General features: G+C 63.0%; 23 protein-coding genes and 1 pseudogene. 14 read left to right on the top strand and 10 right to left on the bottom strand.

Annotated features, from left to right (window positions below; all coding sequences use genetic code 11):
- Positions 1 to 128 precede the first annotated feature (128 nt).
- The 8 genes from lpdA (at position 129) to ACX3OZ_RS11145 (ending at position 7,365) form a co-directional block, all read left to right on the top strand.
- Positions 129 to 1,538 (top strand): dihydrolipoyl dehydrogenase, encoded by a 1,410-nt coding sequence (gene lpdA / locus ACX3OZ_RS11180; protein ID WP_459095886.1) that lies wholly within the window; start codon positions 129 to 131, stop codon positions 1,536 to 1,538.
- A 282-nt stretch (positions 1,539 to 1,820) separates the two neighbouring features.
- Positions 1,821 to 2,798: a TRAP transporter substrate-binding protein gene (locus ACX3OZ_RS11175; protein WP_459095887.1), complete on the top strand. Its 978-nt coding sequence runs from the start codon at positions 1,821 to 1,823 to the stop codon at positions 2,796 to 2,798.
- A 61-nt stretch (positions 2,799 to 2,859) separates the two neighbouring features.
- Positions 2,860 to 3,387 carry a TRAP transporter small permease gene (locus ACX3OZ_RS11170; protein WP_459095888.1) on the top strand — a complete coding sequence of 176 codons (528 nt, stop codon included), beginning with the start codon at positions 2,860 to 2,862 and terminating at the stop codon, positions 3,385 to 3,387.
- A 5-nt stretch (positions 3,388 to 3,392) separates the two neighbouring features.
- A complete protein-coding gene (locus tag ACX3OZ_RS11165) occupies positions 3,393 to 4,676 on the top strand; it encodes a TRAP transporter large permease (protein ID WP_459095889.1) in 1,284 nt (427 codons plus the stop codon).
- 2 nt (positions 4,677 to 4,678) lie between these two features.
- Positions 4,679 to 5,419 carry a FadR/GntR family transcriptional regulator gene (locus ACX3OZ_RS11160; protein WP_459095890.1) on the top strand — a complete coding sequence of 247 codons (741 nt, stop codon included), beginning with the start codon at positions 4,679 to 4,681 and terminating at the stop codon, positions 5,417 to 5,419.
- A gap of 14 nt (positions 5,420 to 5,433) precedes the next feature.
- Positions 5,434 to 6,264, top strand: coding sequence for a 5-dehydro-4-deoxy-D-glucuronate isomerase (gene kduI, locus ACX3OZ_RS11155; protein WP_459095891.1), 831 nt, complete (start codon positions 5,434 to 5,436; stop codon positions 6,262 to 6,264).
- Positions 6,261 to 7,025 (top strand): 2-dehydro-3-deoxy-D-gluconate 5-dehydrogenase KduD, encoded by a 765-nt coding sequence (gene kduD / locus ACX3OZ_RS11150; protein WP_459095892.1) that lies wholly within the window; start codon positions 6,261 to 6,263, stop codon positions 7,023 to 7,025. The genes kduI and kduD overlap by 4 nt, the downstream gene beginning before the upstream one ends.
- A 4-nt stretch (positions 7,026 to 7,029) precedes the next feature.
- Positions 7,030 to 7,365 (top strand): cupin domain-containing protein, encoded by a 336-nt coding sequence (locus ACX3OZ_RS11145; protein WP_459095893.1) that lies wholly within the window; start codon positions 7,030 to 7,032, stop codon positions 7,363 to 7,365.
- On the opposite strand, the gene ACX3OZ_RS11140 is transcribed toward ACX3OZ_RS11145, so the two are convergent.
- On the bottom strand, positions 7,337 to 7,975 hold the full coding sequence (locus tag ACX3OZ_RS11140; protein WP_459095894.1) for a hypothetical protein: 639 nt from the start codon (positions 7,973 to 7,975) through the stop codon (positions 7,337 to 7,339). The genes ACX3OZ_RS11145 and ACX3OZ_RS11140 overlap by 29 nt on opposite strands.
- Before the next feature lie 78 nt (positions 7,976 to 8,053).
- On the opposite strand from ACX3OZ_RS11140, the gene ACX3OZ_RS11135 reads away from it, so the two are divergent.
- The 4 genes from ACX3OZ_RS11135 to ACX3OZ_RS11120 all read left to right on the top strand — a co-directional run bounded on the left by ACX3OZ_RS11135 (position 8,054) and on the right by ACX3OZ_RS11120 (position 12,504).
- Positions 8,054 to 8,668, top strand: coding sequence for a trimeric intracellular cation channel family protein (locus tag ACX3OZ_RS11135; RefSeq protein WP_459095895.1), 615 nt, complete (start codon positions 8,054 to 8,056; stop codon positions 8,666 to 8,668).
- A gap of 105 nt (positions 8,669 to 8,773) precedes the next feature.
- A complete protein-coding gene (gene uxuA, locus ACX3OZ_RS11130; protein WP_459095896.1) occupies positions 8,774 to 9,991 on the top strand; it encodes a mannonate dehydratase in 1,218 nt (405 codons plus the stop codon).
- 208 nt (positions 9,992 to 10,199) lie between these two features.
- Positions 10,200 to 12,095, top strand: a complete 1,896-nt coding sequence (locus tag ACX3OZ_RS11125; RefSeq protein ID WP_459104515.1) for an ATP-binding response regulator — start codon at positions 10,200 to 10,202, stop codon at positions 12,093 to 12,095.
- Between the two features lie 13 nt (positions 12,096 to 12,108).
- Positions 12,109 to 12,504 carry a response regulator gene (locus ACX3OZ_RS11120; RefSeq protein ID WP_459095898.1) on the top strand — a complete coding sequence of 132 codons (396 nt, stop codon included), beginning with the start codon at positions 12,109 to 12,111 and terminating at the stop codon, positions 12,502 to 12,504.
- A 5-nt stretch (positions 12,505 to 12,509) separates the two neighbouring features.
- Here the strand turns inward: ACX3OZ_RS11120 and ACX3OZ_RS11115 are convergent, their stop codons facing one another.
- The gene (locus ACX3OZ_RS11115; RefSeq protein ID WP_459095899.1) at positions 12,510 to 12,899 is read right to left on the bottom strand and encodes a response regulator; all 390 of its coding nucleotides are present in this window, start codon (positions 12,897 to 12,899) and stop codon (positions 12,510 to 12,512) included.
- Positions 12,900 to 12,909: 10 nt separating this feature from the next.
- A complete protein-coding gene (locus ACX3OZ_RS11110) occupies positions 12,910 to 14,256 on the bottom strand; it encodes an aminotransferase class I/II-fold pyridoxal phosphate-dependent enzyme (protein ID WP_459095900.1) in 1,347 nt (448 codons plus the stop codon).
- 208 nt (positions 14,257 to 14,464) lie between these two features.
- Here ACX3OZ_RS11110 and ACX3OZ_RS11105 point away from each other — a divergent pair, with 208 nt between their 5' ends.
- Positions 14,465 to 16,864: a putative bifunctional diguanylate cyclase/phosphodiesterase gene (locus ACX3OZ_RS11105; protein ID WP_459095901.1), complete on the top strand. Its 2,400-nt coding sequence runs from the start codon at positions 14,465 to 14,467 to the stop codon at positions 16,862 to 16,864.
- Positions 16,865 to 16,869: 5 nt separating this feature from the next.
- Here ACX3OZ_RS11105 and ACX3OZ_RS11100 read toward each other — a convergent pair whose 3' ends face one another.
- From ACX3OZ_RS11100 to ACX3OZ_RS11075, 6 genes are all read right to left on the bottom strand, one after another.
- Positions 16,870 to 18,012 (bottom strand): succinylglutamate desuccinylase/aspartoacylase family protein, encoded by a 1,143-nt coding sequence (locus tag ACX3OZ_RS11100; RefSeq protein ID WP_459095902.1) that lies wholly within the window; start codon positions 18,010 to 18,012, stop codon positions 16,870 to 16,872.
- A 9-nt stretch (positions 18,013 to 18,021) separates the two neighbouring features.
- Positions 18,022 to 18,309: an MTH1187 family thiamine-binding protein gene (locus ACX3OZ_RS11095; RefSeq protein ID WP_459095903.1), complete on the bottom strand. Its 288-nt coding sequence runs from the start codon at positions 18,307 to 18,309 to the stop codon at positions 18,022 to 18,024.
- A 9-nt stretch (positions 18,310 to 18,318) separates the two neighbouring features.
- Positions 18,319 to 19,053, bottom strand: a complete 735-nt coding sequence (locus ACX3OZ_RS11090) for an ABC transporter permease (protein ID WP_459095904.1) — start codon at positions 19,051 to 19,053, stop codon at positions 18,319 to 18,321.
- Positions 19,050 to 19,862, bottom strand: a complete 813-nt coding sequence (locus tag ACX3OZ_RS11085; RefSeq protein WP_459095905.1) for an ABC transporter permease subunit — start codon at positions 19,860 to 19,862, stop codon at positions 19,050 to 19,052. Before ACX3OZ_RS11085 ends, ACX3OZ_RS11090 begins: the two co-directional genes overlap by 4 nt.
- Before the next feature lie 179 nt (positions 19,863 to 20,041).
- A complete protein-coding gene (locus ACX3OZ_RS11080; protein ID WP_459095906.1) occupies positions 20,042 to 20,794 on the bottom strand; it encodes a transporter substrate-binding domain-containing protein in 753 nt (250 codons plus the stop codon).
- 72 nt (positions 20,795 to 20,866) lie between these two features.
- On the bottom strand, positions 20,867 to 21,667 hold the full coding sequence (locus ACX3OZ_RS11075) for an ABC transporter ATP-binding protein (RefSeq protein ID WP_459104514.1): 801 nt from the start codon (positions 21,665 to 21,667) through the stop codon (positions 20,867 to 20,869).
- A gap of 166 nt (positions 21,668 to 21,833) precedes the next feature.
- Between ACX3OZ_RS11075 and ACX3OZ_RS11070 the strand changes: the two genes are divergently transcribed.
- On the top strand, positions 21,834 to 22,634 hold the full coding sequence (locus tag ACX3OZ_RS11070; protein ID WP_459095907.1) for a YdcF family protein: 801 nt from the start codon (positions 21,834 to 21,836) through the stop codon (positions 22,632 to 22,634).
- On the opposite strand, the pseudogene ACX3OZ_RS11065 reads toward ACX3OZ_RS11070, so the two are convergent.
- Positions 22,619 to 23,595, bottom strand: a pseudogene (locus ACX3OZ_RS11065) (sensor histidine kinase). The gene ACX3OZ_RS11070 and the pseudogene ACX3OZ_RS11065 sit on opposite strands and share 16 nt — an antisense overlap.
- Positions 23,596 to 23,729: the final 134 nt, after the last annotated feature.

Below are 23,729 nucleotides of genomic sequence, written 5' to 3'. Positions count from 1 at the left end.
TATGCTTCCGGTGGCGGGGCTTTTCCTGCCATGGCTGGTGGTTTATTCCGAGCACTGGCATTACAGTCATTCCGCTTGCCGTGCGCGTGGCACTGGCGCAGCAACACTAACCAGTTTCGGGGCTTTCCATGGCAGACGCGTTCGACCTCATCATCATCGGCTCGGGTCCGGGCGGCTATGTCGCGGCGATCCGGGCAGCGCAGCTTGGGATGAAGGTTGCCGTTGTGGAGAAGTGGCCAACGCTGGGCGGCACCTGCCTCAATGTCGGCTGCATCCCCTCCAAGGCCCTGCTGCATGCTTCCGAGCTGTTCGAAGAGGCCGGACATGGCTTCAAGGCGCTGGGCATCGATATCCCGACGCCGGTGCTGAACCTGCCGCAGATGATGAACCACAAGACCGAAACGGTCGCCGCCAATGTCGGCGGGGTGGATTATCTGTTCAAGAAGAACAAGATCACCACGCTGCGCGGCATCGGCACCATCGTGTCGCCCGGCAAGGTGCTGGTGACGCCGCAGACCGGCGCAGCCAGCGAATATGAAACCAAGAACATCGTCATTGCCACCGGCTCGGTCTCGGCCGGCCTGCCGGGCATCGATATCGATGAAAAGACCGTCGTCTCCTCGACCGGCGCGCTGACGCTGGACAAGGTGCCGGCCAGGCTGCTGGTGATCGGCGCCGGCGTGATCGGGCTCGAGCTGGGTTCGGTCTGGGCCCGGCTGGGCAGCCAGGTCACCGTGGTCGAATATCTCGACCGCATCCTGCCGGGCATGGATAGCGAAGTGGCCCGCCAGTTCCAGCGCATGCTGCAGAAGCAGGGCATGGAGTTCAAGCTCTCCAGCAAGGTTGCCGGCATCGACAAGCAGGACGACGGCTCGCTCAAGGTCCGGGTCGAACCGGCCAAGGGCGGCGACATGGAACTGCTCGACGCTGACGTGGCGCTGGTCGCCATCGGCCGCAAGCCGTTCACCGAAGGGCTGGGCCTCGACATTGTCGGCGTGGCGCTGGACGAGCGCGGCCGCGTCCGCGTCGATGCACAATATAAGACCTCGGTGGATGGCATCTATGCCATTGGCGACGTGATCACCGGCCCGATGCTGGCGCACAAGGCCGAGGATGAGGGCATTGCCGTCGCCGAAATCCTCAATGGCCAAGCCGGCCATGTGAACTACGCCGTCATGCCGGCGGTGGTTTACACCAATCCGGAAATCGCCACGGTGGGCAAGACCGAGGACGAGCTGAAGGCCGAAGGTATCGACTACAAGATCGGCAAATTCCCCTTCACCGCCAATGGCCGCGCCAAGGCGATGCTGGCGACGCAGGGTTTTGTCAAAATCCTCGCCGATGTCGAAACCGACCGCGTGCTGGGCGCCCATATCGTCGGCAAGAATGCCGGCGAAATGATCCACGAACTGGTGGTGCTGATGGAATTTTCCGGCGCCGCCGAAGATCTGGCCCGCTCGACCCACGCCCATCCGACCCTGTCGGAAGCGGTGCGCGAAGCCGCGCTGTCGCTGGGCGATGGCGCCATCCATATCTGACGGCTGATCCAGCCCGATACTCTCAACGCCGCTGGCTCCCGCCGGCGGCGTTTTTGTTTATGCGCCACACGCGCGCGCGGAGTCGTCATACAAGTTGCGGATTATTGTATGTTGACTTCTTTTTCGTCCTTCCATACCAGTTTTCCACCAAGCATATTTGGAGTCCAGATGGGGCGTCAGGTGGCTTGATGCGGCGGGAGGGAGATCCGCCGCGAAGCGAAACGGCATCGCATAAACGGCGCGAGAACGGGCCGGACCGATGTCACCTTTGGGAGGACTTCAATGTTGCATCTGCCTAAACTGGCGGCGAGCGTACTCGTCGCTGCATCCCTGATGGTATCGACGGCCAGCGCCCAGACGGTGCTGCGCTCGTCCGATACCCACCCCGATGGCTATCCGACCGTCGAAGCGGTCAAGCATTTCGGTGAATTGCTGAGCGCCAAGACCGATGGCCGCTATTCGGTTGAAGTGTTCCACTCCGCCCAGCTCGGCGAAGAAAAGGACACCATCGAACAGACCCAGTTCGGCGTTATCGACCTCAACCGCATTTCCATCGGCGCCTTTGGTACCCAGGTGCCTGAGGCCACCGTCACCCAGCTGCCCTATATTTTCCGCTCGGCCGACCATATGCATCATGTGCTCGATGGTCCGATCGGCGCGGAAATCCTGGCCGCCTTCGACGCGGTGGATGTGATCGCTCTGGCCTATTACGACGGCGGCGCCCGCTCGTTCTACAACAGCAGCAAGCCCATCACCACGCCAGCCGATATGGCGGGGATGAAGCTGCGCGTCATGCAGTCGGATATCTTCGTCGACATGGTCGCGGCTTTTGGCGGCAATGCCACCCCGATGCCCTATGGCGAAGTCTATTCGGGCATTCAGACCGGCGTTATCGACGGTGCCGAGAATAACTACCCCAGCTATGACACCGCCGGCCATGCCGAAGTCGCCAAGTTCTATTCGCTGGACGAGCATCTGATGGTGCCCGAAGTGCTGGTCATCTCCAAAATCATCTGGGACGCCCTGACGCCAGAAGACCAGGCGCTGTTCCGCGAAGCCGCCCAGGAATCGGTGGCCAAGCAGCGCGAGCTGTGGGCCGCCAAGGAAGTTGAATCCAAGGCAGCGGTCGAAGCGCTCGGCGCCAAGATCAACGAAGTCGACAAGCAGCCCTTCATCGATGCCATGGGTCCGGTTTACGACAAATACGTGACCGATCCGGCCCTCAAGGACCTGGTCGCCCGCATTCAGGCGACTGAATAGTCCACGCTATCCGGGTCGGCGCTCAGCGCCGGCCCGGTTCTGCTTGCTGGAGGGATAAGTCATGCGAGACAGGCTGCTGTCGATCAGCCACGGGCTGGGAAAACTCTCGAACGCCGCATTGTGGCTGGCCGGTATCGGCCTCGTCGCCATGACCGGCATTGTCGCCTATCAGGTGTTCATGCGCTTCGTGATCAATGCCTCGCCGGCCTGGACCGAGTCCGGCTCGATCATGATCATGACCTGGTTCATTTTCCTCGGCGCTGCCGTGGGCGTGCGCGAGAACTTCCACATGGGGTTCGACGTGCTGATCTATGTGCTGCCGCCCGGCGCCAAGCCCTGGCTGCGCGCCATCAGCGATATCTGCGTTTTCGGCTTTGCCGCCGGCATGGTGTTTTACGGTGGCGAGCTGGCCATTCGCTTCTGGTCGACGCGCATCCCCGTGCTCGGCCTGCCCACCGCCTTTACCTATTTCCCCATCGTGATCTCGGGCGTCCTGATGTGCCTGTTCTCGCTGGAGCGCCTGCTGCTGCGGGCTGCCGGCGAGCCGATTGACGACATCCCTGTCGATCCCACGATCACCGAGGCCTGAGACTTATGGAATATTGGATTCTCTTTGGCGTCTTCTCCGTGCTGATGGTCATCGGCACGCCGATCGCCTATTGCCTCGGCATCGCCAGCTTCGCCACTATCATCTATCTCGGCCGCCCGGCCATCGTGGTGTTCCAGCAGCTCAATTCGGGCGTCTCCGCCTTCACCCTGCTGGCCATTCCCTTCTTCATTTTTGCCGGCGATCTGATGATGCGCGGCGGTATTGCCTCGCGGATCATTGCCTTTGCCGGCTCATTGATCGGCCATGTGCGGGGCGGGCTGGGGCAGGTCAATATCGCCGCTTCTACGCTGTTCGGCGGCATTTCCGGCTCGGCCGTGGCCGAGGCAGCCGCTGTTGGCGGCATCATGATCCCGCAGATGAAGGCGCGCGGCTATGGCGCCGACTATGCGGTCAATGTGACTTCGATGGCGGCGCTGATCGCGCTGCTGCTGCCGCCCAGCCACAATATGATCATCTATTCGCTGGCCGGCGGGGGCAATATTTCCATTGCCGACCTGTTCACCGCCGGCATCATTCCCGGCCTGTTGCTGGCCGCAGCGCTCAGCGTCACCGCCTATGTGGTGGCGGTGAAACGCGGCTATCCCACCGAGAAATTCCCCGGCTTCCGCAAAGCCGGCTATTTCCTCGTCGTCTCGATTCCCGGCCTGATGCTGATCGCTATCATCTTCGGCGGCGTGCGCTCGGGCATTTTCACCGCCACGGAAAGCTCCTGCATCGCCGTGATCTATGCGCTGCTGGTGACGCTGCTGGTCTATCGCTCGCTGAGCTGGAGCGAGTTCATCCATTCGGTGCTCGGCGCGGTGCGGACCACGGCCATGGTGCTGTTCATCATCGGCGCGGCGGCCTCGTTCGGCTGGCTGATGGCCTATCTCAAGGTCGCCACCATCCTCACCGCCGGCATGGCGGCGATCTCCAGCGACCCGCTGCTGGTGCTGATCATGATCAATATCGTGCTGCTGCTGCTCGGCACCTTCATGGATATGGGGCCACTGATCATCATCACAACACCGATCTTCCTGCCCATGGTGAAGACCTTTGGGGTGGACCCGGTGCATTTCGGCGTTATCATGATCCTCAATCTCGGCATTGGGCTCAATACACCGCCACTCGGGCCCGTGCAGTTCGTCGCTGCGGCGGTGGGTAAAATTACCGTCATGGAAGCGATGAAGAGCATCTGGCCATTCTATCTGGCCGGCATAATCGTGCTGGGTCTGGTGACCTATATTCCAGCCCTGTCGCTGTGGCTGCCGGCCATGTTCCGGGGTTAGCTGTGGCCCTGAACGAGATCATCGCGCCCAGCCGCAAGCCCAAACTGGCCGAACTGGTCATCGACACCATGCGCCAGCGCATTGCTGCCGGTGACTATGGCACCGGCAGCAAGCTGCCCACCGAAAGCCAGATGACCAAAATATTCGGGGTCAGCCGCACGGTGGTGCGCGAGGCCATTGCGGCGCTGGCGGCCGATGGGATCGTCGAGGCGCGTCAGGGCGCGGGCGTGTTCGTGATAGCACGCGCCGGTCTGCGGGCTATCGACAGCGGCAACCGCATCTCTGATGCGATTAACGTACTCGAAGTGCGCATGGGTATCGAGATCGAGAGCGCTGGCCTGGCCGCGCAACGGCGGACCAACTCGCAGGATGCCGCGATCCACGAGGCGTTCCATGAGTTCGACAGATTGCTGGAGCGCGACGAGCCGACCGGCAAGGCCGACTTCTACCTTCACCATGCCATCGCTGCGGCCACCAGCAATCCCTTCTATGTCGAGGTGCTCAACGCCTTGGGGCCGCGCGCCATTCCCTGCGATGTCACGTCGCCATGGCGCATTGAAACTGTCCTGACACGCGAGTACCAGCGGGCCGTGCAGGCCGAGCACTGGTTGATCGTCGCTGCAATCACCGAACAGGACAGCGAAGCCGCGCGCAAAGCAATGCGCCAGCACCTGTTGCGCAGCCAGGAACTTTATCGGCAACGCCTTCTCGAAGGCGGGCCGTCTTCGAACTCAAGCCAATAGCTACAGGAATAATCATGACCACCGATTACGACATTCGCTTCGCCGTTGACCCGGTGAGCACTGCCACCATGAACACCGAAGAGCTGCGCGAGCATTTCCTCATCGAAGACCTGTTCGCCGATGGCGCCGTCAACTGGACCTATACCCATTATGACCGCATGGCCGTGGGTGGCGCGGTGCCGGGCGCCAAGCCGCTGGTGCTCGAAACCATCAAGCCGACCGGCACCGCCAACTTCCTTGATCGGCGCGAGCTGATCGCCGCCAATATCGGCGAAGCTGGCACCATCACCGTTGATGGCAAGGATTACGCCGTCGGCCCGCGCGACATGCTCTATGTCGGCATGGGCGCCAAGGATGTGCGCTTTGCCGGCGCCGGCGCCAAGTTCTACCTGCTCAGCGCGCCGGCCCATGCCAGCCATCCGACGACGCTGATCCGCCAGTCCGACGCCAAGCGCCTCGAAATGGGCAGCCAGCAGACGGCCAACGAGCGCACCATCTACCAGTTCGTCAACGCCGACAGCGTCAAGACCTGCCAGTTGGTGGTGGGGCTGACCAGCTTTGCGCCCGGCTCGGTGTGGAACACCATGCCGGCCCATGTGCATGACCGCCGCATGGAGGCCTATCTCTATTTCGACCTGCAGCCCGACGCCTTCGTGCTGCATCTGATGGGCGAGCCGGACGAAACCCGCCATCTGATCGTGCGCAATGAAGAGGCGGTGATCTCGCCGCCCTGGTCGATCCATGCGGGCGCCGGCACCGGCTCCTACACCTTCATCTGGGCCATGGCCGGCGACAATGTCGACTATACCGACGCCGAAAAGATCGGCATGGACGAGTTGCTGTGACCGATCTCAGCGCCTTCAATCTGACCGGTAAAACCGTGATGGTCACCGGCGCCAATACCGGCATCGGCCAGGGCATTGCGCTCAGCATTGGCCGGGCCGGTGGTACGGTGATCGGCGTCGGGCGGTCCAGCATGGAGCAAACCACGGGCATGATGGACGCCATCGGCGCGCCCTTCACGGCCGTGCAGGCCGATCTCGGATCCGCCAGTGCCGCCCAGGCGATGTTTGACGCCGCCTGGGACGCCTATGGCCCGATCGATGGGCTGGTCAATAATGCCGGCATCATCAAGCGGGCCGACGCGGTAGACCTCACCGAGGCCGACTGGGACAGCGTGATGGACATCAACCTCAAGACGATGTTCTTTCTCTGCCAGTCGCTGGGCAAGAAAGCCCTGGCCGAGGGCCGCACCGGCAAGATCGTCAACATCTCCTCGATGCTCAGCTTTCAGGGCGGCATCCGAGTGGCGAGTTACACCGCCTCCAAAAGCGGCGTGCTGGGCATCACCCGCCTGCTGGCCAATGAGTGGGCAGCGCAGGGCATCAACGTCAATTCCATCGCCCCCGGCTATATCGAGACCAACAATACCGAAGCTTTGCGGGCCGATCCCGACCGCTCGGCCTCGATCCTGGGCCGTATTCCGGCCGGGCGCTGGGGCGCGCCCTCCGACATTGGCGACGCGGCAGTCTTCCTGCTGTCGCGTGCTTCCAACTACATGCATGGCGCGGTCATCCCCGTGGATGGCGGCTGGCTCGCGAGGTAACACTATGACTGAACAACAGCTGTTCGCGCAGCCGGACGCGGGCGAAATCGTCGTCATGGCGCCGGGCAATACCCGCCGCGTTTTGATCCACACGCCCGAGATGATGCAGGTGGAATTCTGCTTCGACAAGGGCGCCGTCGGCGCGCTGCATAGCCACCCCCATATCCAGGTCAGCTATGTCGCCGAAGGCGCGTTCGAGGTGACCATTGACGGCCAGACCCAGGTTGTCGGCACCGGCGGCAGCTTCATCGTGCCGAGCGGGCTGGTGCATGGCGTGGTGGCGCTGGAAAAAGGCCGGTTGATCGACGTGTTCAATCCGCTGCGGCAGGATTTCCTGTAGCCGCCAGCATCGCGGCATAGGCATTTTCATGCGTGCCACCCCAATTATCCTTTCCCGGTGCGGTCAAACGCCCGCGCCGGGGCGGGATGAAGCTGTAGATGCTGCGCACCGGTTGCTCGCGCCATTGCAGGTTGAAAGCCGCCAGCTTGGGGAAGAATTCCATGTCGTGATAGGGCAGGTGGTCATGCACCCACCAGGCCATCGCCTCCCAGTCGCCGGTGCGCTGGTAATAGGGCACGAAGCGATTGACGACGATGCAGGCGGTGGCGCCCATGCGGCCTGCGGCGTCGCGGCGGTCCCAGATATGGCCGGCATAATTGGTTTCGTTGCGCCCGCAATTGAGTTTGTTGGCATTGCCGAACTGGTTGACCTCTGCCGAGCGAAACGCCGAGCGGATGGAGATCTTGCCGAAGCGGGCCTGGAGCGGTTCGAGCAGGGATTTGCACAGCATGCTGCCGGCAGCGATGGCCAGATCGGGGTCGTCGGGGATATTGGCGAAGCCATGCAGCCCCGCAATTTCGGAATAGAGAAAATCGCGGAAAAAGAAGTTTTCCGAGAGCTGCACGCGGCCCAGTTCTTCGAGGGCCTTGACGGATTTAGGTTGGCGCATGGGACCCTCGCTGGAGGCGACAGTTTCATGCCATAAATGGACGGTCGCAACCCGGTTTTGGCGGGCACAGGAACAAGCATGCTGGAAGTGATGTTTTACATCGCCGTCGCCGCCGAGGCGATGACGGCGGCGCTGGCGGCGGGGCGGCGCAAGATGGACTGGTTCGGCGTGTGCCTGCTGGCCTGCGTCACGGCGCTGGGCGGCGGCACCATCCGCGACATTTTTCTCGGCCATTACCCGCTGTTCTGGGTGAAGAACCCCTATGTGCTGCTGCTGGTCTGCGGCGCGGCGCTGCTGACCATTGCGCTGGCGCGGGTGGTGGACAGGCTGCGCTGGCCGTTCCTGCTGCTCGACGGGCTGGGGCTGGTGGTGTTCACCATCATCGGCTGCAATGTCGCGCTCGAGGTGGGCGCCCATCCGCTGATCGTGCTGGTCGCCGGCATGGTCACCGGGATTTTTGGCGGCATCCTGCGCGACGTGTTGTGCAATGACGTGCCGCTGGTGTTTCGCGCCGAGCTTTACGCCACCGTCTCCATTGTCACCGGGGCGATCTATTATTTCGGCCTGGCCGCCAATCTGAACCCCGAGCTGGTGATGCTGGCGGCGCTGGCCGTGGGCTTCCCGCTGCGCGTGCTGGCCATCATCTACAAATGGGAAATGCCCAAATTCGTCTACGACAAGGATTTGTCGTGAGTGGGCCGGCAATAGGGCTTTGCGGGCCGGCCGGCTTATGGCAAGGCTCTACCATACTAGAGTGCGGTAGCGCGCTTTTACGCTGACGTTTTTGGAGTGCCTGATTTGCGACAGACTTGGCGGTGGTTCGGTCCCAAGGACCAGTGCAGCATCGACGATATCACCCAGGTGGGCGCTGCCGGCGTGGTGAGCGCCCTGCATCATGTGCCCAATGGCCAGGTGTGGACGCCCGAGGAAATCGCTCAGCGCCACACCGAGATCGCCTCCCGCAAGGATGGCACGGCCTCGGGGCTGACCTGGGATGTGGTGGAAAGCCTGCCGGTCAGCGAAGACATCAAGAAGCAGAAGAACGACTGGCGCGAGCATATCGAGGCCTACAAGGTTTCGCTGCGCAATCTGGCCGCCAGCGGCATGGAAGTGATCTGCTACAATTTCATGCCGGTGCTGGATTGGACCCGTACCGATCTGCGCTGGACCGTGCCCAATGGCGCGTCCTGCATGCGCTTCGACATCAATGATTTCGCCGCCTTCGACATTCATGTGCTCAAGCGCCAGGGCGCCACGGCGGACTATACCAACGCCATCGCCGATCAGGCCGAACGCCGCATTTCCGCGATGGATGACAATGCGCGCAAGCAGCTGGCCCGCAATGTCACCATGGGCCTGCCCGGCTCGACCGAGTCGATGTCGCTGGAAGATGTGCAGGCCCATCTCGATGAATATGGCGCCATCACCCGCGACCGCTTGCGCGCCAATTTCGTCGATTTCCTCGATGCCGTAGTGCCGACCGCCGAAGATCTGGGGCTGCGCCTCTGCTGCCACCCGGACGATCCCCCGTTCGCCCTACTCGGCCTGCCGCGGGTGATGTCGACCGAGGCGGATTATAAATACATGCTCGACGCGGTGGACAGCCCGGCCAATGGCATGACCTTGTGCTCCGGCTCGCTCGGCGCGCGGCCCGACAATGATCTGCCGGGGATGATGGAGCGGCTCGGCGACAAGGTGCATTTCCTGCATCTGCGCAACGTCAAGCGCGACAATGATGACATTGTCGGCTCGTTCTACGAGGCCGAGCATCTGGGCGGCGATACCGACATGGTGGCGTTGATCGCTGCCATCCTGCGCGAAGAGGCCAAGCGCCGCGCGGCCGGACGCAAGGACCACGCCATCCCGATGCGCCCCGACCACGGCCAGGATATCCTCGACGATCTGGGCCGGCGCTCGCAGCCGGGCTATCCGACCATCGGCCGGATGAAGGGCCTGGCCGAACTGCGCGGCGTGATGACCGCGCTGGAGCACCCAAAACTGGGGCTGGGCCGCTAACGCCCGCTCCATCCCACCCAGGGATGTCACCCCGGCCTTGGGCCGGGGTCCCTCCTGGGATCGTCCAGTTGGGCCACCCCAGGATGGCACCGATTGGGTGGCGAAACGCCTCCCCCGGCGCTTACGTCCATAATCGGAACAATAGTTTACGACTTTTTCAAAGAGTTGGGACCACAGTCTGGCGGCATATCCTGCGCGAGGCGGCTCCGTGGCACTTCTGACGGCGTTCCAACGGCTGATGAACTGGTTTATCCCCGAACACCTGAAAGGGGATTTGCACACGCGCAAACGCCTGCAGATGTTCATCATCAGCCATCTGTTCGGGCCGATCATCGCCACGCCGATCCCGGTGTTTCTCTGGTTCGCCGACCCTCAACCCTTGCCGCATGTGCCGATCTTGGCGGCGTCGATCTATGGCTTCTGGCCGTTTCTGGCGCTGGTGAAGCTGTTCCCGCGCGCTTACACGCCGCTGGCCATGGCCTCGGTGCTGAACCTGACCTTCGCCATTCTGTGGGGCACCTATAATTACGGCGGCACCAGCTCGCCCTTCCTGCTCTGGTTCGTGCTGACGCCGCTGCTGGCCTTCATGTATCTGGGCTCGACCTGGACGGCGCGTATCTTCGTTTTCGGCCAGATCACGCTGGGCATTGCCGCGCTTTATGGCTTCTACCTGTTCAGCAATTTCCCCCAGCATATCCCGCTCGAAGACATGGCGGTGCCCGGCATGCTGTCGGCACTGGGCGCCAATATCTACGTCTTCATGATGGCGGCCTATTACTCCAGCGTGGTGGACAGCCAGTCCGAGCTGATCAAGGAAATCGACCGCCACCAATCCACCCTCAAGGCACTGACCAGCGCCAAGGATGAGGCCGAGCGCGCCAATGGCGCCAAGTCGGAATTCCTGGCCAAGATGAGCCACGAGCTGCGCACCCCGCTCAATGCAGTGCTGGGCTATTCGGAAATCCTGCTCGAAGACGCCGAACTTGACGGGCGCGGCGAGCAGATTGCCGACCTGCAGAAGATCAGCGCCGCCGGCAAGCATCTGCTGGCCATGGTCAATGACATTCTGGATATCTCCAAGATCGAGGCCGGCAAAATGGCCCTGCATCTGGAAAATCTCGATATCGACGCGTTGATTGACGAGGTCGAGGCCACGGCGCGGCCCTTGGCGGCCAAAAATACCAATAGCTTCGTCGTCGCGCGCGGTGCCGATCTTGGCAGTATGCGCGCCGACGCTACCAAGCTGCGTCAGGCGATTTTCAACCTGCTGTCCAACGCCGCCAAATTCACCCAGAACGGACAGATCACCCTGTCGGTGCAGCGGCGCAACGAGATGGTGGAAATTGCGGTGATCGACACCGGCATCGGCATTTCGCTGGAACAGCAAAAGGTGCTGTTCGCCAATTTCACCCAGGCCAGTTCTAGAATCGCCGCCGTCTATGGCGGCACCGGGCTGGGACTGTCGCTGAGCCAGAATCTGTGCCGGCTGATGGGCGGGCAGATCGAGATCGAGAGCGAACTGGGCAAGGGCAGTCGCTTCACCATTTGTCTGCCGGTGCAGAGCGTGCAGGCAGAGCCCGCACAGTCGCCGATCGTGTCGTCGCAGAAGGAGCGGCTGCAGGACGAGGCGTTCCTGGCCGAAGGCGAAGCCGAGATCGGCCAGCGCCGGTCCGGCTTTGTCGGCATGAGCGGACACGCCGGCAATCACGACAAGCGGCCGCGCATTCTGGTGGTGGATGACGACCGCAACTTCCTCGAACTGGCGGAACGCCTGCTGATCAAGGAAGACTACACCCCGATCTGCACCGATGCGCCGCAATCGGCGCTGCAGATCGCCCGCACGGTCAAGCCGGCGGCGATCTTCCTCGATATTCTGATGCCCGGTTTTGATGGCTGGGATGTGCTGGCGGCGCTCAAGGCCGATCCGGTGACCACGGACATCCCGGTCTTCATGATCTCGATCCTGGCCGAGCGCAGCAAGGCGCTGGCGGCCGGGGCCGACGGCATCGTGATGAAGCCGCTCGACACCAGCAAGGTCAAGGCGGCGCTGGCCGGGCTCAAGGCTACGCGCGGTTCGCGCGCCAAGGCCGCCAGTGCATCATAGGGAGCCCCACGAAATGGCCCTGGTCCTCATCGTCGAAGACAACCCGATCAACCGCGACGTGCTCGGCCGCCGGCTGGAGCGGCGTGGCTTTTCCATCCGCTTTGCCGAGGATGGTCCCAGCGGCATCGCCGCCGCCAAGGCACTGATGCCGGACGTCATCCTGATGGATATCGGCTTGGGAGAAATGGATGGCTGCGAGGCCACCCGCCGTATTCGCGCCGACCCGGAAACGGCGGCCCTGCCGATCATCGCCCTGACGGCGAGCGCCTTTGAGAGCGACCGCGCCAATGCGCTGGCGGCGGGCTGCATCGACTTCGACACCAAGCCGGTGGATCTGCCGCGCCTGCTCGGCAAGATGCAGGCCGTGCTGGGGCCCAAGACCCCCGCAGCCGCGATGAACTACGGCTAAGACGTTCAGCCCGCCTTGGACAGCCGGATGGTCAGCGTTTCGCGCAGGCGGGCGATGTCCAGCGGCTTTTGATGCACATAGGGGAGCCGCAGCCCCATCAGTTCGGCGGCGCTTTGCGTCATCCGCAGCGTCTGCTCATCCTGGCCGCTGACGATGATGATCTCGCCGCCATAATTGGCCTCTGCCAGCAGGCGGAACAGTTCGATGGCGTCGACATGGGGCATGGAGATATCCACGCTCATCACGTCGGGACGCAACGCGGCGACGAGATTGATCACACCACGCGAATCCGAGGTGGCAAAGGCGTCATAGCCGCAACGCTCTGCCACCCGGACAATCAGTTCGGCCGACGCCGCATCGTCGTCGACCGCAAGGAGTGTGGGAGCGTGGCGCATCGTCCCGCCTTTATGCCGCCGCGCTGGCGGCGGCGCGGGCTTGCTGGCCCTCATGGCCGAGGCGGTATTCCAGATCGGCATCTCGCATCGCCTTGGCGAGGATGGCAACCACCTGATCGATATCGTCCTTGCTATGCGAGGCCATGACCTGGAAGCGGAACCGCGCGCCGCCCTGCGGCACTGCCGGATATTCGACCAGATTGGCAATGCCACCCATCGCCATCAGATGGCGGCTGGCAAAGCGGCCGACGCCTTCGAGGCCCAGCCGCACCGGCACGATCGGCGAAGGGTCGCCCAGCGTTTCGAGACCGGCACGAGCCATTTCGGCGCGCAGATAGAGAATATTGTCCATCAGCTTGCGGCGCAGCATGCGGCCTTCCTCGGAGCGCACGATATTGAGCGCGCAGAGCACCGTGGCCGCCTGCACCGGGGAGAGGGCGTTGGAGAAGGTGTGGGTGGCGCTGTAATATTTCAGATATTCAGCACTGGCCTTGTCCTTGACGGCGATGAAGCCGCCATTGGAGCCAAACGTCTTGGAAAAGCTGCCGATGATGATGTCGGCGGCATCCATCGCATTCTGCAGGCCGAGATGGCCGAGCCCGTCATCGCCGATGGAGCCCAGATCATGCGCGCAATCCACCAGCAAAGTGGCAGCATGCTGGTCGCAAAGTGCACGCATCGCCAACAAGTCTGGCGTGTCGGAATGCATCGAGAACAAGCTCTCGGTCACCACCATGATGCCGTTTTCCTGGTCGCTGGCGCGGATGCGCTCCAGCTTGCGGGCGAGGGCGTCAAGGTTGAGGTGGCCGTGATAATGGATGTTCTGGGTGGCGGATTTGGCGCCTTCCTGGAGGCACGAATGGGCCAGGATATCCATCACCACATGATCATTGGCGCGCACGAAACCCTGCACCGAACCGTAGCCGGCGGCCCAGCCGGTGGGGTAGAGTACGATTTCGCGGCCGCCGAGAAATTCGGACAGGCCCTGTTCGAGCAGCAGGGAATTGGCGGTGTTGCCGAGCAGCGCGGCCGAGCCTGCGCTATGCACACCATAATCGGTGATGGCCTGGATCGCGGCTTCCTTGATGGCCGGGTGCGAGGACAGGCTCAGATAATCCTGGCTGGCAAAGTTGATCCCGGAGAAGCTTTCGCCAGTATCGCTCCTGGCCTCGCAGCGGGCCTGGGGCGCAGTGGAGGTGGAGCGGGCATAGGGCCACATATCATGCTCACGGCGCACATTCTGCCAGGCATAGAAGCCGGCAACGCGGTTGATCAGATCGGGCCCTTCGGGGGCCCGGAAATCACGCAGGCTGCCCGTCAGGGCAGCCTCGGGGACCGCATTGGTCTTGCCTGTCATTGACGCTCTCCAGTGGGGACGTTGCTGCCCTCGCTTTACAAAAAACTACAAGGGGCGCTTGAAAAACGGCTTAAGCTACGCGGTTTATTTTGCGTAACCCCAGTGGTGACTTGGTTTGAGCTTAACGAATGGTATTGTTAAAATACCTGCTTCCGGCCCGTGGCGACAACATACGTAAAATTAAGTGCTCACCCCCCATGTTAGCGGGATGAGCGTCATTCCCGGTGTGGGCCTGATATCCCTGATCAACGGCTTCGTCGATCGCGCCATCGGCGCGGACGGGTTGGCGCCGCCTGTGCGCAACAAGCTGTTGCGCCAGCAATTGGGTTCGGTGAGCCGGATGACCCCGGCCATGCTGGCGGCGTCGCTGGTGGTGTCCGTCGTGTTCCTGGTGTTGAGCTGGCAGACGCCGGGCTTCTGGCCGGTCCTCGTTGCCCTGACCATCATCAATCTGATCGCCTTGCACGGCATCTACGTCGCCTTCGGGCGGCGGCCGGCGCGGGCGGAGCGGGCATCGCACCGGTCGGTCACCAGCACGGTGACCCACGCGCTGCTGATGGGGCTGCTCTGGGGTTTCGTGCTCAATGTGCTGCCGGTCTATGAGGACCTGACCCTGCGCGGCGCGGTGGCCATCGGCGCCGGCGGCCTTCTATGCATTTCGATGATGGCGCTGGTGAATTATCCACAGGCGCTGGCGGCGTTCTGCATTCCGTTGCTGATTGGGGCATTGGGCAGCGTGCGGGTGCTGCAATCGGGCCCCGATATCTGGGCCTATGGCGCGCTGCTGATGGGCTTTACCACCATCATGGTGGTGGTGGCGCTCAACCACGCGGCGGCCTTCGTGGCCTATCGAGCCTCGGAAACCCTGGTCGACGAGAAGCGCGAAATCATCAGCCTGCTGCTGCGGGAATTTGAGGAAAGCACCTCGGACTGGATTTGGGGCTTTGACGAGGATGGCGCCATCAACCGCATGTCGGCGGGCTTCACCACGGCGACCGGCGTGGGCGAAGAGGCGTTGGTCGGCGCTGACTTCGTGCATTTTCTGCGCTGCATCACCCCGCCCAATGATCCGCTGGTGCTGCATCTCGAGCAGGACGTGGTGGCCCAAAATACGTTTCAGGATATCGAGTTGCGCGTGACCGCCGATGGGCGCGAATGCTGGTGGAGCCTGACCGGCAAGCCGGCCTTTGACGAAAGCGGCAATTATCTGGGCTATATCGGCACTGGCTCGGATGTGACCGAGCGCAAGCTGGCCGAGCGCCGCATCACCATGCTGGCACATCACGACTCGATGACCGGGCTGCTCAATCGCACCAAATTCACCGACCAGCTCAATAGCTGCGTGGCGCGGCTGGAGCGCTATGGCACGCCGTTTTCGGTGATGTTCCTTGATCTGGACCAGTTCAAATCGGTCAATGACAGCCGTGGCCATATGGCTGGCGACAAGCTGCTGGTGATGGTGGCCAAGCGCGTGCAGGCGATGGTGCGGGAAACCGATCTGGCGGCGCGGCTGGGGGGCGACGAGTTCGCCATCATCCTGCCCAATGATTGCAATGTGGATAGTGTCGGCCGGCTGGCGATGCGGCTGATCGAGGAGATCAGGCAGCCCTATCTGATCGATGATGATCAGGTGAGCGTCGGCGTCAGCATCGGCATCGCCATGGCGCCGATGAACGGCACGCGGCCCGACCAGATCCTGCGCAATGCCGATCTGGCGCTGTATCGCGCCAAGGCCGATGGCCGGGCGGTCTATCGCTTCTTTGAAAGCCAGATGGATTCGGAGGCGCGCGAACGGCGGCTGCTGGAAGTCGAATTGCGCGACGCCATCACCAAGGACGAGCTGGTGCTGTATTACCAGCCACTGGTATCGGCGAGCGACGAAATGCCCACCGGCTTCGAGGCGCTGATCCGCTGGAACCACCCGATTCGCGGGCTGGTGCCGCCGGCCGAGTTCATCCCCATCGCCGAACAATCCAACCTCATCGTCGATATCGGCGACTGGACCATTGTGCAGGCCTGCGCGGCGGCGGCGACCTGGCCGGAACACCTCACTGTAGCGGTGAACCTGTCAGCCAAGCATTTCCGCCGTTCGGACATCTCGGTGGTGGTCAAGCGAGCGCTGGCGATTTCAGGGCTGGCGGCGCATCGCCTCGAGATCGAAATCACCGAAGGCCTGCTGATGGAGAATCCCGACGAGGTGGTGGAAAAGCTCGGCGAAATTCGCGCGCTCGGCGTCACCATCGCCATGGATGATTTCGGCACCGGCTATTCCAGCCTGAGCTATCTGCTGAAATTTCCCTTCGACAAGATCAAGATCGACCGCTCCTTCGTCGACGCCTCCAGCGATGACGAGGTGGCGCGCGATATCCTCAAGGCGATCGCCTCACTGGGCAAAACCCTCAAGCTCAAGATCACCGCCGAGGGCGTCGAGACCAAGGCGCAGGCCGACTTCCTCTCGGAGATCGCCTGTCACCAATTGCAGGGTTTCTATTTCGCCCGGCCGCTGGACCATATCGACCTGCCGCATTATCTGCTGACCCATGTCATCCCCCGGGCGCCGGCGCTCAAGGCCGAAGCCGAGGCGAAGCTGGCCGGGCTGGTGGGGTAGGGGCCTCAGTCCTCCAGCAGATAGCCACCGGCCCGCGTGGGCAGCACGTCGGCGCCGACGATCTTGGCGACATTGCCGCCCCGCATCACGAATTTTGCCATCACCCGCGACAGCACGAAGCCATCCGTGCCGGACAGGATCGGGCGGCGGGCCATGAAGGCCTCTGGGCCATCCATGGCGATGAGGTCGGCAATCGGCTGGCCCTTGCTGACGCGCTCACCCAGCTCCACCCGATAGGCCAATAGGCCCGGCGCATCGACGCGCAGCACCTCGGTGGCCTCAAACGGCGTTGGCGCCGGCGCCGGAACCGGCTTGGGCCCCGGATCGGCCGCGATGAGGCCCCGGCCGGCAAAGAAGCCGAACAGGCCGGCGGCATCGGCTTTGCCCAGAGCGTCAAAGCTATCGGCCTGACCGCGATATTCCAGCGTCGCCGTTTCGGCGCCATTGGGAATGGGACGGTCGGGATGAGCCAGCCGCGCCTTGCGATAGAGCGAGGGCAGCACCTCATCGAAGGAGCCACCGCCGCTGTCCTCGGCGGTCAGGGTGGCGGCAACGCCCATCCAGTCGGCGAGGTCCTGCAGGCCGGGCATCAGCTCGGGCGAGGTGAAGATGTGTTTCAGGCTATCGTCGTCGCAATGCAGGTCGAGCACGATATCGGACGCCACCGCCGAGCGCAGCACCAGCAGGCGCAATTGCTGGGCGGCCGAGCCGGGGCGCTGGCTGTCGATCCATTCGGTCACCGCCGCGCGGATGCTGGCGATATTGGTCGCCGGATCATCGCTCAGCCGGCCGGCGATGGCTTCGGCAATCTGCGGATAGAGGTCGGGCCAGCGCCGGTTGTAGTTGACGCCGGTCTGCACGTCGTAACGCCCGATATGGTGGCGCAGCGAGCGGTTGGCGAAACCCAGCGGATTGACCGAGGGAAACACCGTGAACTGCGCCTTGAGCTGGCCGGCGGCATCGGCGTCGCGCAGGCGCGGCAGCAGATGATGCAGCGCCATGGTGCCGGGCTGCTCATCGGCGTGCAGCGCCGCCTGCAGATGCACGCGGGTTGGCGCATCGGCCGGGCCGATTGTGTACCAATAGAGTTCGGTGGCAGCGCCGGGGGTATCGCCCGCCAGCACATGGCGATGCAGCTCAAAACTCATGTCGGTTCCTCAGGCGATGCTGGCCAGCTTGTCGGCCATGGTCTGCGTCTTGTCGTTGCGGGTCGAAAAAATCATGGTGCAGAAGACGCGCGCCACACCTTCGGCATGCAGGTGCTCGCAGCAGGCTTCCACCACCGCCGTGACCTCGGCCATTTCACCTTCGATATTGGTGCCGTTGGCATGCATGTCATAGCTCAACCCGGAGGCGTCGATGATCTCGCGCACCTGGCGGATATAGCTGGAAACGGATGGGCCCACCCCCATCGGGACGATGCACAGGTCAGCAATGATCTTCATTTTGGTCCTTTAGCGCAGCCATTTGGGCGCGAAGCGCAGGCCGGGCGCGGCCGGCATGTGGCGCATCAGCCGGCGATAGATCAACCCGAACAGGAAGAACACCACCAGCGATACAGCGAGGAAATACAGCGCCGCGACAGAGAAATGCAGGAAGGCATTATAGTCGCGCTCGAACATTTCCTTGGCGGTGATCATCAGGTCCTTCTGTTGGCCGATCACCGGCAGGGCGAAATAGACGATGGCGGTGGCGTGGAACAGGAACACCACCTCATTGGTATAGGCCGGCCAGGCGAGGCGGATCAGATTGGGCCAGATCACCTGCCGGAACTGCTGGGCCCGGCTCATGCCATAGGCCCGCGCCGCTTCGACCTCGCCGCGGGGCACGGCGCGCAACGCGCCATAGAAGATTTCAGCGGTATAGGCGGCAGTGTTGAGCACCAGCACCAGCGGGCCGATAAACAGCGGGTGCAGGATGAACCAGGACATGCCCATCGGCTTCCACACGCTGACATTGAAGGACAGCGCCAGCGAATAGACCATGAAGAACTGGATGAAGAGCGGCGAGCCACGGAAGGCGTAGATATAGCCGCGGCTCAGTCGGGAAATCAGCGGATTGGGCGAGGCTTTGCCCAGCGCCAAAAAGACCGCGAAGACGAAGCCGATCGGGATCGAGGCGGCGGCGAAATAGATGTTGAACACCACGGCCGGCGCGAACAGGGCGATTTCTTCAAGGAAGCGGGTCATGAGCGGGCCTCGCTCAGAATGCCGCGCCCGGCCCGGCGCATCAGCGCCTCGAAGCCTTTTTCCGACAGCAGGGTGACGAGGATATAGAAGACGAACAGCACCAGATAATAGCGCCAGCGCCAGTCCTCATGCACCATTCCCACCGCCGGCAGGAAATTGGGCGCACCGAGCCGGTCAGCCCACAGCACGATATCGGCGATCTGCAGCAGCGACAGCAGCGAGGTTGCCTTGACGATCAGCATCCACACATTGGACAGGCCGGGCAGGGCATAGACCCACATCTGGCGGATATGCACGCGCCACAGCAATTGGCGGGCGCTCATGCCATAGGCGCGCGCGGCTTCAAGCTGCCCATGCGGCACCGAGCGCAGTGCGCCGTGAATGACATTGGTGGCAAAGGCGCCATAGACCAGCCCGAGCGAAACCGAGGCCAGGATGAGATATTCCGGCGTCCCCAGGAACCAGTTGGCTTCCTTGCAGGGCGGCCAGGCGGCGGATTGGGCCGCCAGCATGTCGGGCGTGCAGGCCTGGCTGGCCATGAACCATTCCACCGCCTGCTCGAAGGCCAGCGGGAAGAACAGGAAGAACAGCACGTCGGGCACGCCGCGCACGATCGAGGAATAGGTCGAGCCGATCAGCCGCAGCGGCAAATAGCGGGAATTCTTGAGCGTCGCGCCGATCAGTCCGAAGACAACGGCCAGCGTGCCGCCGAACACGGCAGCAAAAATGGTGAACTGGAAGCTCGCATACCAGGTGAGATGCTTGCCGTTGGTGAAGTAGCTCAGCCAGAAGGCGAGGTCGTCGCTCATGGTTGGTAGGCACCGGTTTTCCTTCTCCCCTGCTGGGAGAAGGTGGCGCGCAGCGCCGGATGAGGGGGCAGGGATGTCAGAGGCGTCACCATTTGTGGAGGCAACCCCCTCACCCGTCTCGGCCTGCGGCCGATCCACCCTCTCCCACCAGGGGAGAGGGAAGACCGCACTTGTTGGGTTTACTCAGCGAAATAGGGGCCGTGGCCGTCGAACCACTGGGCGATCAGCTTGTCGACGGTGCCATCCTTCTTGAGGGCGGTTAGCGCGTCGTCAAACTTACCCTTGAGCTCGGCCTCGTCCTTGCGGAAGCCGGGGCCAACGCCGTCACCAATCATGATTTCCTCGCCAACCATTTCGAGGCCACCGCCGGAGGCCGCAACCACGGGCTCGAGATAGGCGCCGTCGGCCAGGATGGTGTCGAGATTGCCGGCGGCCAGGTCAGCCATGGCCTGATCGGCGGTGCTGAACGAGACGATGGTGTTGCCATCGGCCAGGTTCTGTTCGGCATAGGCGGCCTGGATGGTGCCGCTCTGCACGCCGATGCGCACGCCCGACAGGGCGGCGAAATCGAGCGAAGCGCCGGCTGCCGCAGCAAAACGCGACGGATCGGGCGGGAAATAGTTCTGGGTGAAGTCGATGGATTCGCGGCGCTCATCGGTGATGGACATGCCGGCCATGATCACGTCGTAGTTGCCGGCGAGCAGGTTGGGGATGATCGAGTCCCAATCGTTGATGATGAACTCGCAGGTCAGCTCAGCTTGGGCGCAGATGGCGTTGCCGAGGTCGATTTCGTAGCCGGCCGGCTCGCCGGCGTCGTTGAGGAAGTTCCACGGGGCATAGGCGCCCTCGGTGGCGATGCGCACGGTTTCCTGCGCCTGGGCCGCGGAGCCAAGGGCCAGGATGGCCGCTGCCGCGATGATGAGCTTCTTCATCTGTGTTCTCTCCATTGGGTCGTCTTGTTGTTCTTGGTTTGCCCGTTGCCCGGGCTTTGTCGTCAACGCCGTCTAAGCGTGGTTGGCGGCGTTGAGGAATTGCTTGAGGCGGCTCGATTTGGTGGCGCCGAACACCTCTTCAGGCGTGCCTTCCTCCTCGATGAGCCCCTGATGCAGGAAGATCACCCGATCGCTGACCGAGCGGGCGAATTCCATGTCATGGGTGACCAGGATCATGGTGCGGCCTTCATCGGCCAGCACCTTGATGACGCGCAGCACTTCCACTTCCAGCTCAGGATCGAGCGCCGAAGTCGGCTCGTCGAACAGCATGACGCGTGGATTGATGCAGAGGGAGCGGGCAATGGCGGCGCGCTGCTGCTGGCCGCCGGACAACTGGTTGGGATAGGCGTCGGCCTTTTCGCGGATGCCGACCTTGGCCAACATGGCCAGCGCTTCCTCTTCGACCTCGCCACGAGCGCGGCGCTGTACGATCAGCGGCGCTTCCATGACGTTTTCGAGAATGGTCAGATGGGCCCACAGGTTGAAGCTCTGGAACACCATGCCCAGTTCGGAGCGGATGCGGCGGATCTGGTTTTCGTCGGCGATGTGGCGATGCTGCCCGGTGCCGCGCAGCTTGATCTCTTCGCCATCGATGGCGACATTGCCGCTATCGGGCACTTCGAGCATGTTGATGCAGCGTAGCAGGGTGGATTTTCCGGAACCGGACGAGCCGATCAGCGAGACCACCTCGCCTTCGCGGGCCGAGAAGGAAATGCCCTTGAGCACTTCGAGCGCGCCGAATGATTTGTGCAGGTCGCGGATCGACACGACAGGCCATGTTTCCGCGATGGCCGCGGCGGCAGCTTGCGCCATATTCACCCAAAAGCCTGCCGAAACAGGCGCCTTCCCAACCGGCGATTGCCTTTTTTGAGGCTGGCAATCTTGACCGGACACTAGAAAAGCAAAAGCGGACGAGATAGCAAGCGGAAATGCTGGCGGCACACCGCTGTCGGCCCCGGTCGCGCCGGGCGGAGGGGCCATGTTTTACCTGCTTTCGAAGATTTTCTGGGTTGCGGCTCAGCCGCTTAGCATCATTGCGCTGCTGGTTCTGGCCGGGATCGTGCTGGCAGGCTTCGGACGCCGCCGCTGGGGGATGGCGGCGAGCGGGGTTGGCCTGATGCTGATAGTGCTCTGCGGCTTCACCTCCTTGGGATTCCTGCTGATCGCACCATTGGAGGCGCGCTTTGTCCGGCCGGCGGTGGCGCCGACCCAGGTCGATGCCATCGTGGTGCTGGGCGGCTCCACCCTGGCGCGGGTCAGCACCGTGCGCGGCATTGCCGAACTCAATGAGGGCGGCGACCGGCTGGTCGAGGCGGCCATTCTGGCGCGGCGCTACCCGCAGGCGCGGGTGGTATTTTCCGGCGGCGCCGGTGTGCTAGAGCCTGGCGGCGAGGCCGAAGCGGCGACGGCCGAACGGTTGCTGCTGGCGCTGGGTGTGGCGCCGGAACGGCTGGTGCTGGAAGATCAGGCGCGCAATACCGACGAGAATGCCGACCTCACCGCAGCTTTGCTCGGCCATAGCGGCGGCACCATCCTGCTGGTGACCTCGGCCTTCCATATGCCGCGTTCGGTGGGACTGTTCCGACGCGTTGGCGTCGAGGTCGTGCCGTGGCCGACGGACTATCGCGGCACCGGGCAGGAGAGCTTCGGCTTTGACGTCGCCAATCCGGTGCATAATCTGAACACCACCACTATCGCCATGAAAGAGTGGATCGGGTTGGCGGTGTATCACTGGACGGGTCGGATCGACACGATCTTCCCGGCTCAGCTTTCGAACTGATCGGCGGGCACGACGAGGCGGTAGTGGACGCCGTCAGGCGCGATATGAAATTCGGCGCTGCCACCAACCGAGAGCGGCACGATACGCTCCAGCACCAGCGTGCCGAAGCGGGGCTCGTTCCGGATCCGCTCGGTATCAATGCCGGTTTCCTGCCATTCGATGACCAGTTCGCTCGGCCGGTCGGCATGCTCGACCACGCGGGCGTCGATCCAGATATGCCCTTCCTTGCCGTCGGCCAGCGCGCCATGCATCACCGCATTGGCGCCCAGCTCGTGGATGGCCAACCCGATATGCAGTGACGCGTTGGGCCCGAGCAGGGGATCGGCCCCGGTCACCCTAACATTGATCAGTGCCGCCGAGCCGACGCGGCTGAGCTGGGAGGACACCAGCGAGCGCAGATAGGTTCCGCGCCAGTCGCTTTCCGTCACCAGATCCTGGGTGCTGGACAGCGCGTGCAGCCGGCCCGGAATTTGTCGAGAAAATCCTGAATGTCGTCGCTGTGATGGGCGGTTTGCATCGCCACCGACTGCACGATGGCCAGCAGGTTCTTGGAGCGATGACTGACCTCGCGCAACAGCGAGGCGACGGCGAGGTCACGGCTGCGCTCATTGGTCATGTCAGTGACGATGATGGTGACGCCGTTGTCATCGGGCAGCAGGCGCGCCTCGAAATAGCGCCGGCGCAGGCCGGTGCCCATGTCGAAATTGACGCTTTGCTCGGCACCGCTGGCCCGGCTGCGCTCGGCGGCAGCGGTCAGTTCGGCGGCAATGTCGGGCGGCAACACTTCGGCGGCGCGCTTGCCGATGAAATCATATTTCGGCCAGCTGGGCGGCGGGTTCTCGACCAGGTCAAAACGCCGCTCATCGTCCAGATGCAGGATGCCCACGTCGCGCTGGCGCAGCCCGGCCGACAAGGCGGTCAACCGGGTTTGCAGCTGTCGCGCTGAGGATGGAGCGGCCATCACAAGACACTCGGGGAGTGGGGCAGGTCGAGAGTCAACGCCGGCTCCGCCGATGGCGAAGCCGGAGCAGAATTTGGCTGGAGCCAGAGCGCTTGGATCAGACTCCTCCCAGCAAACCAATGACCAGGCTGGCA

The sequence above is a fragment of the Devosia sp. A369 genome, assembly GCF_054489345.1.
Note: the sequence above shows the minus strand (reverse complement) of the source record. Positions and strands in the feature narration are given on the sequence as shown.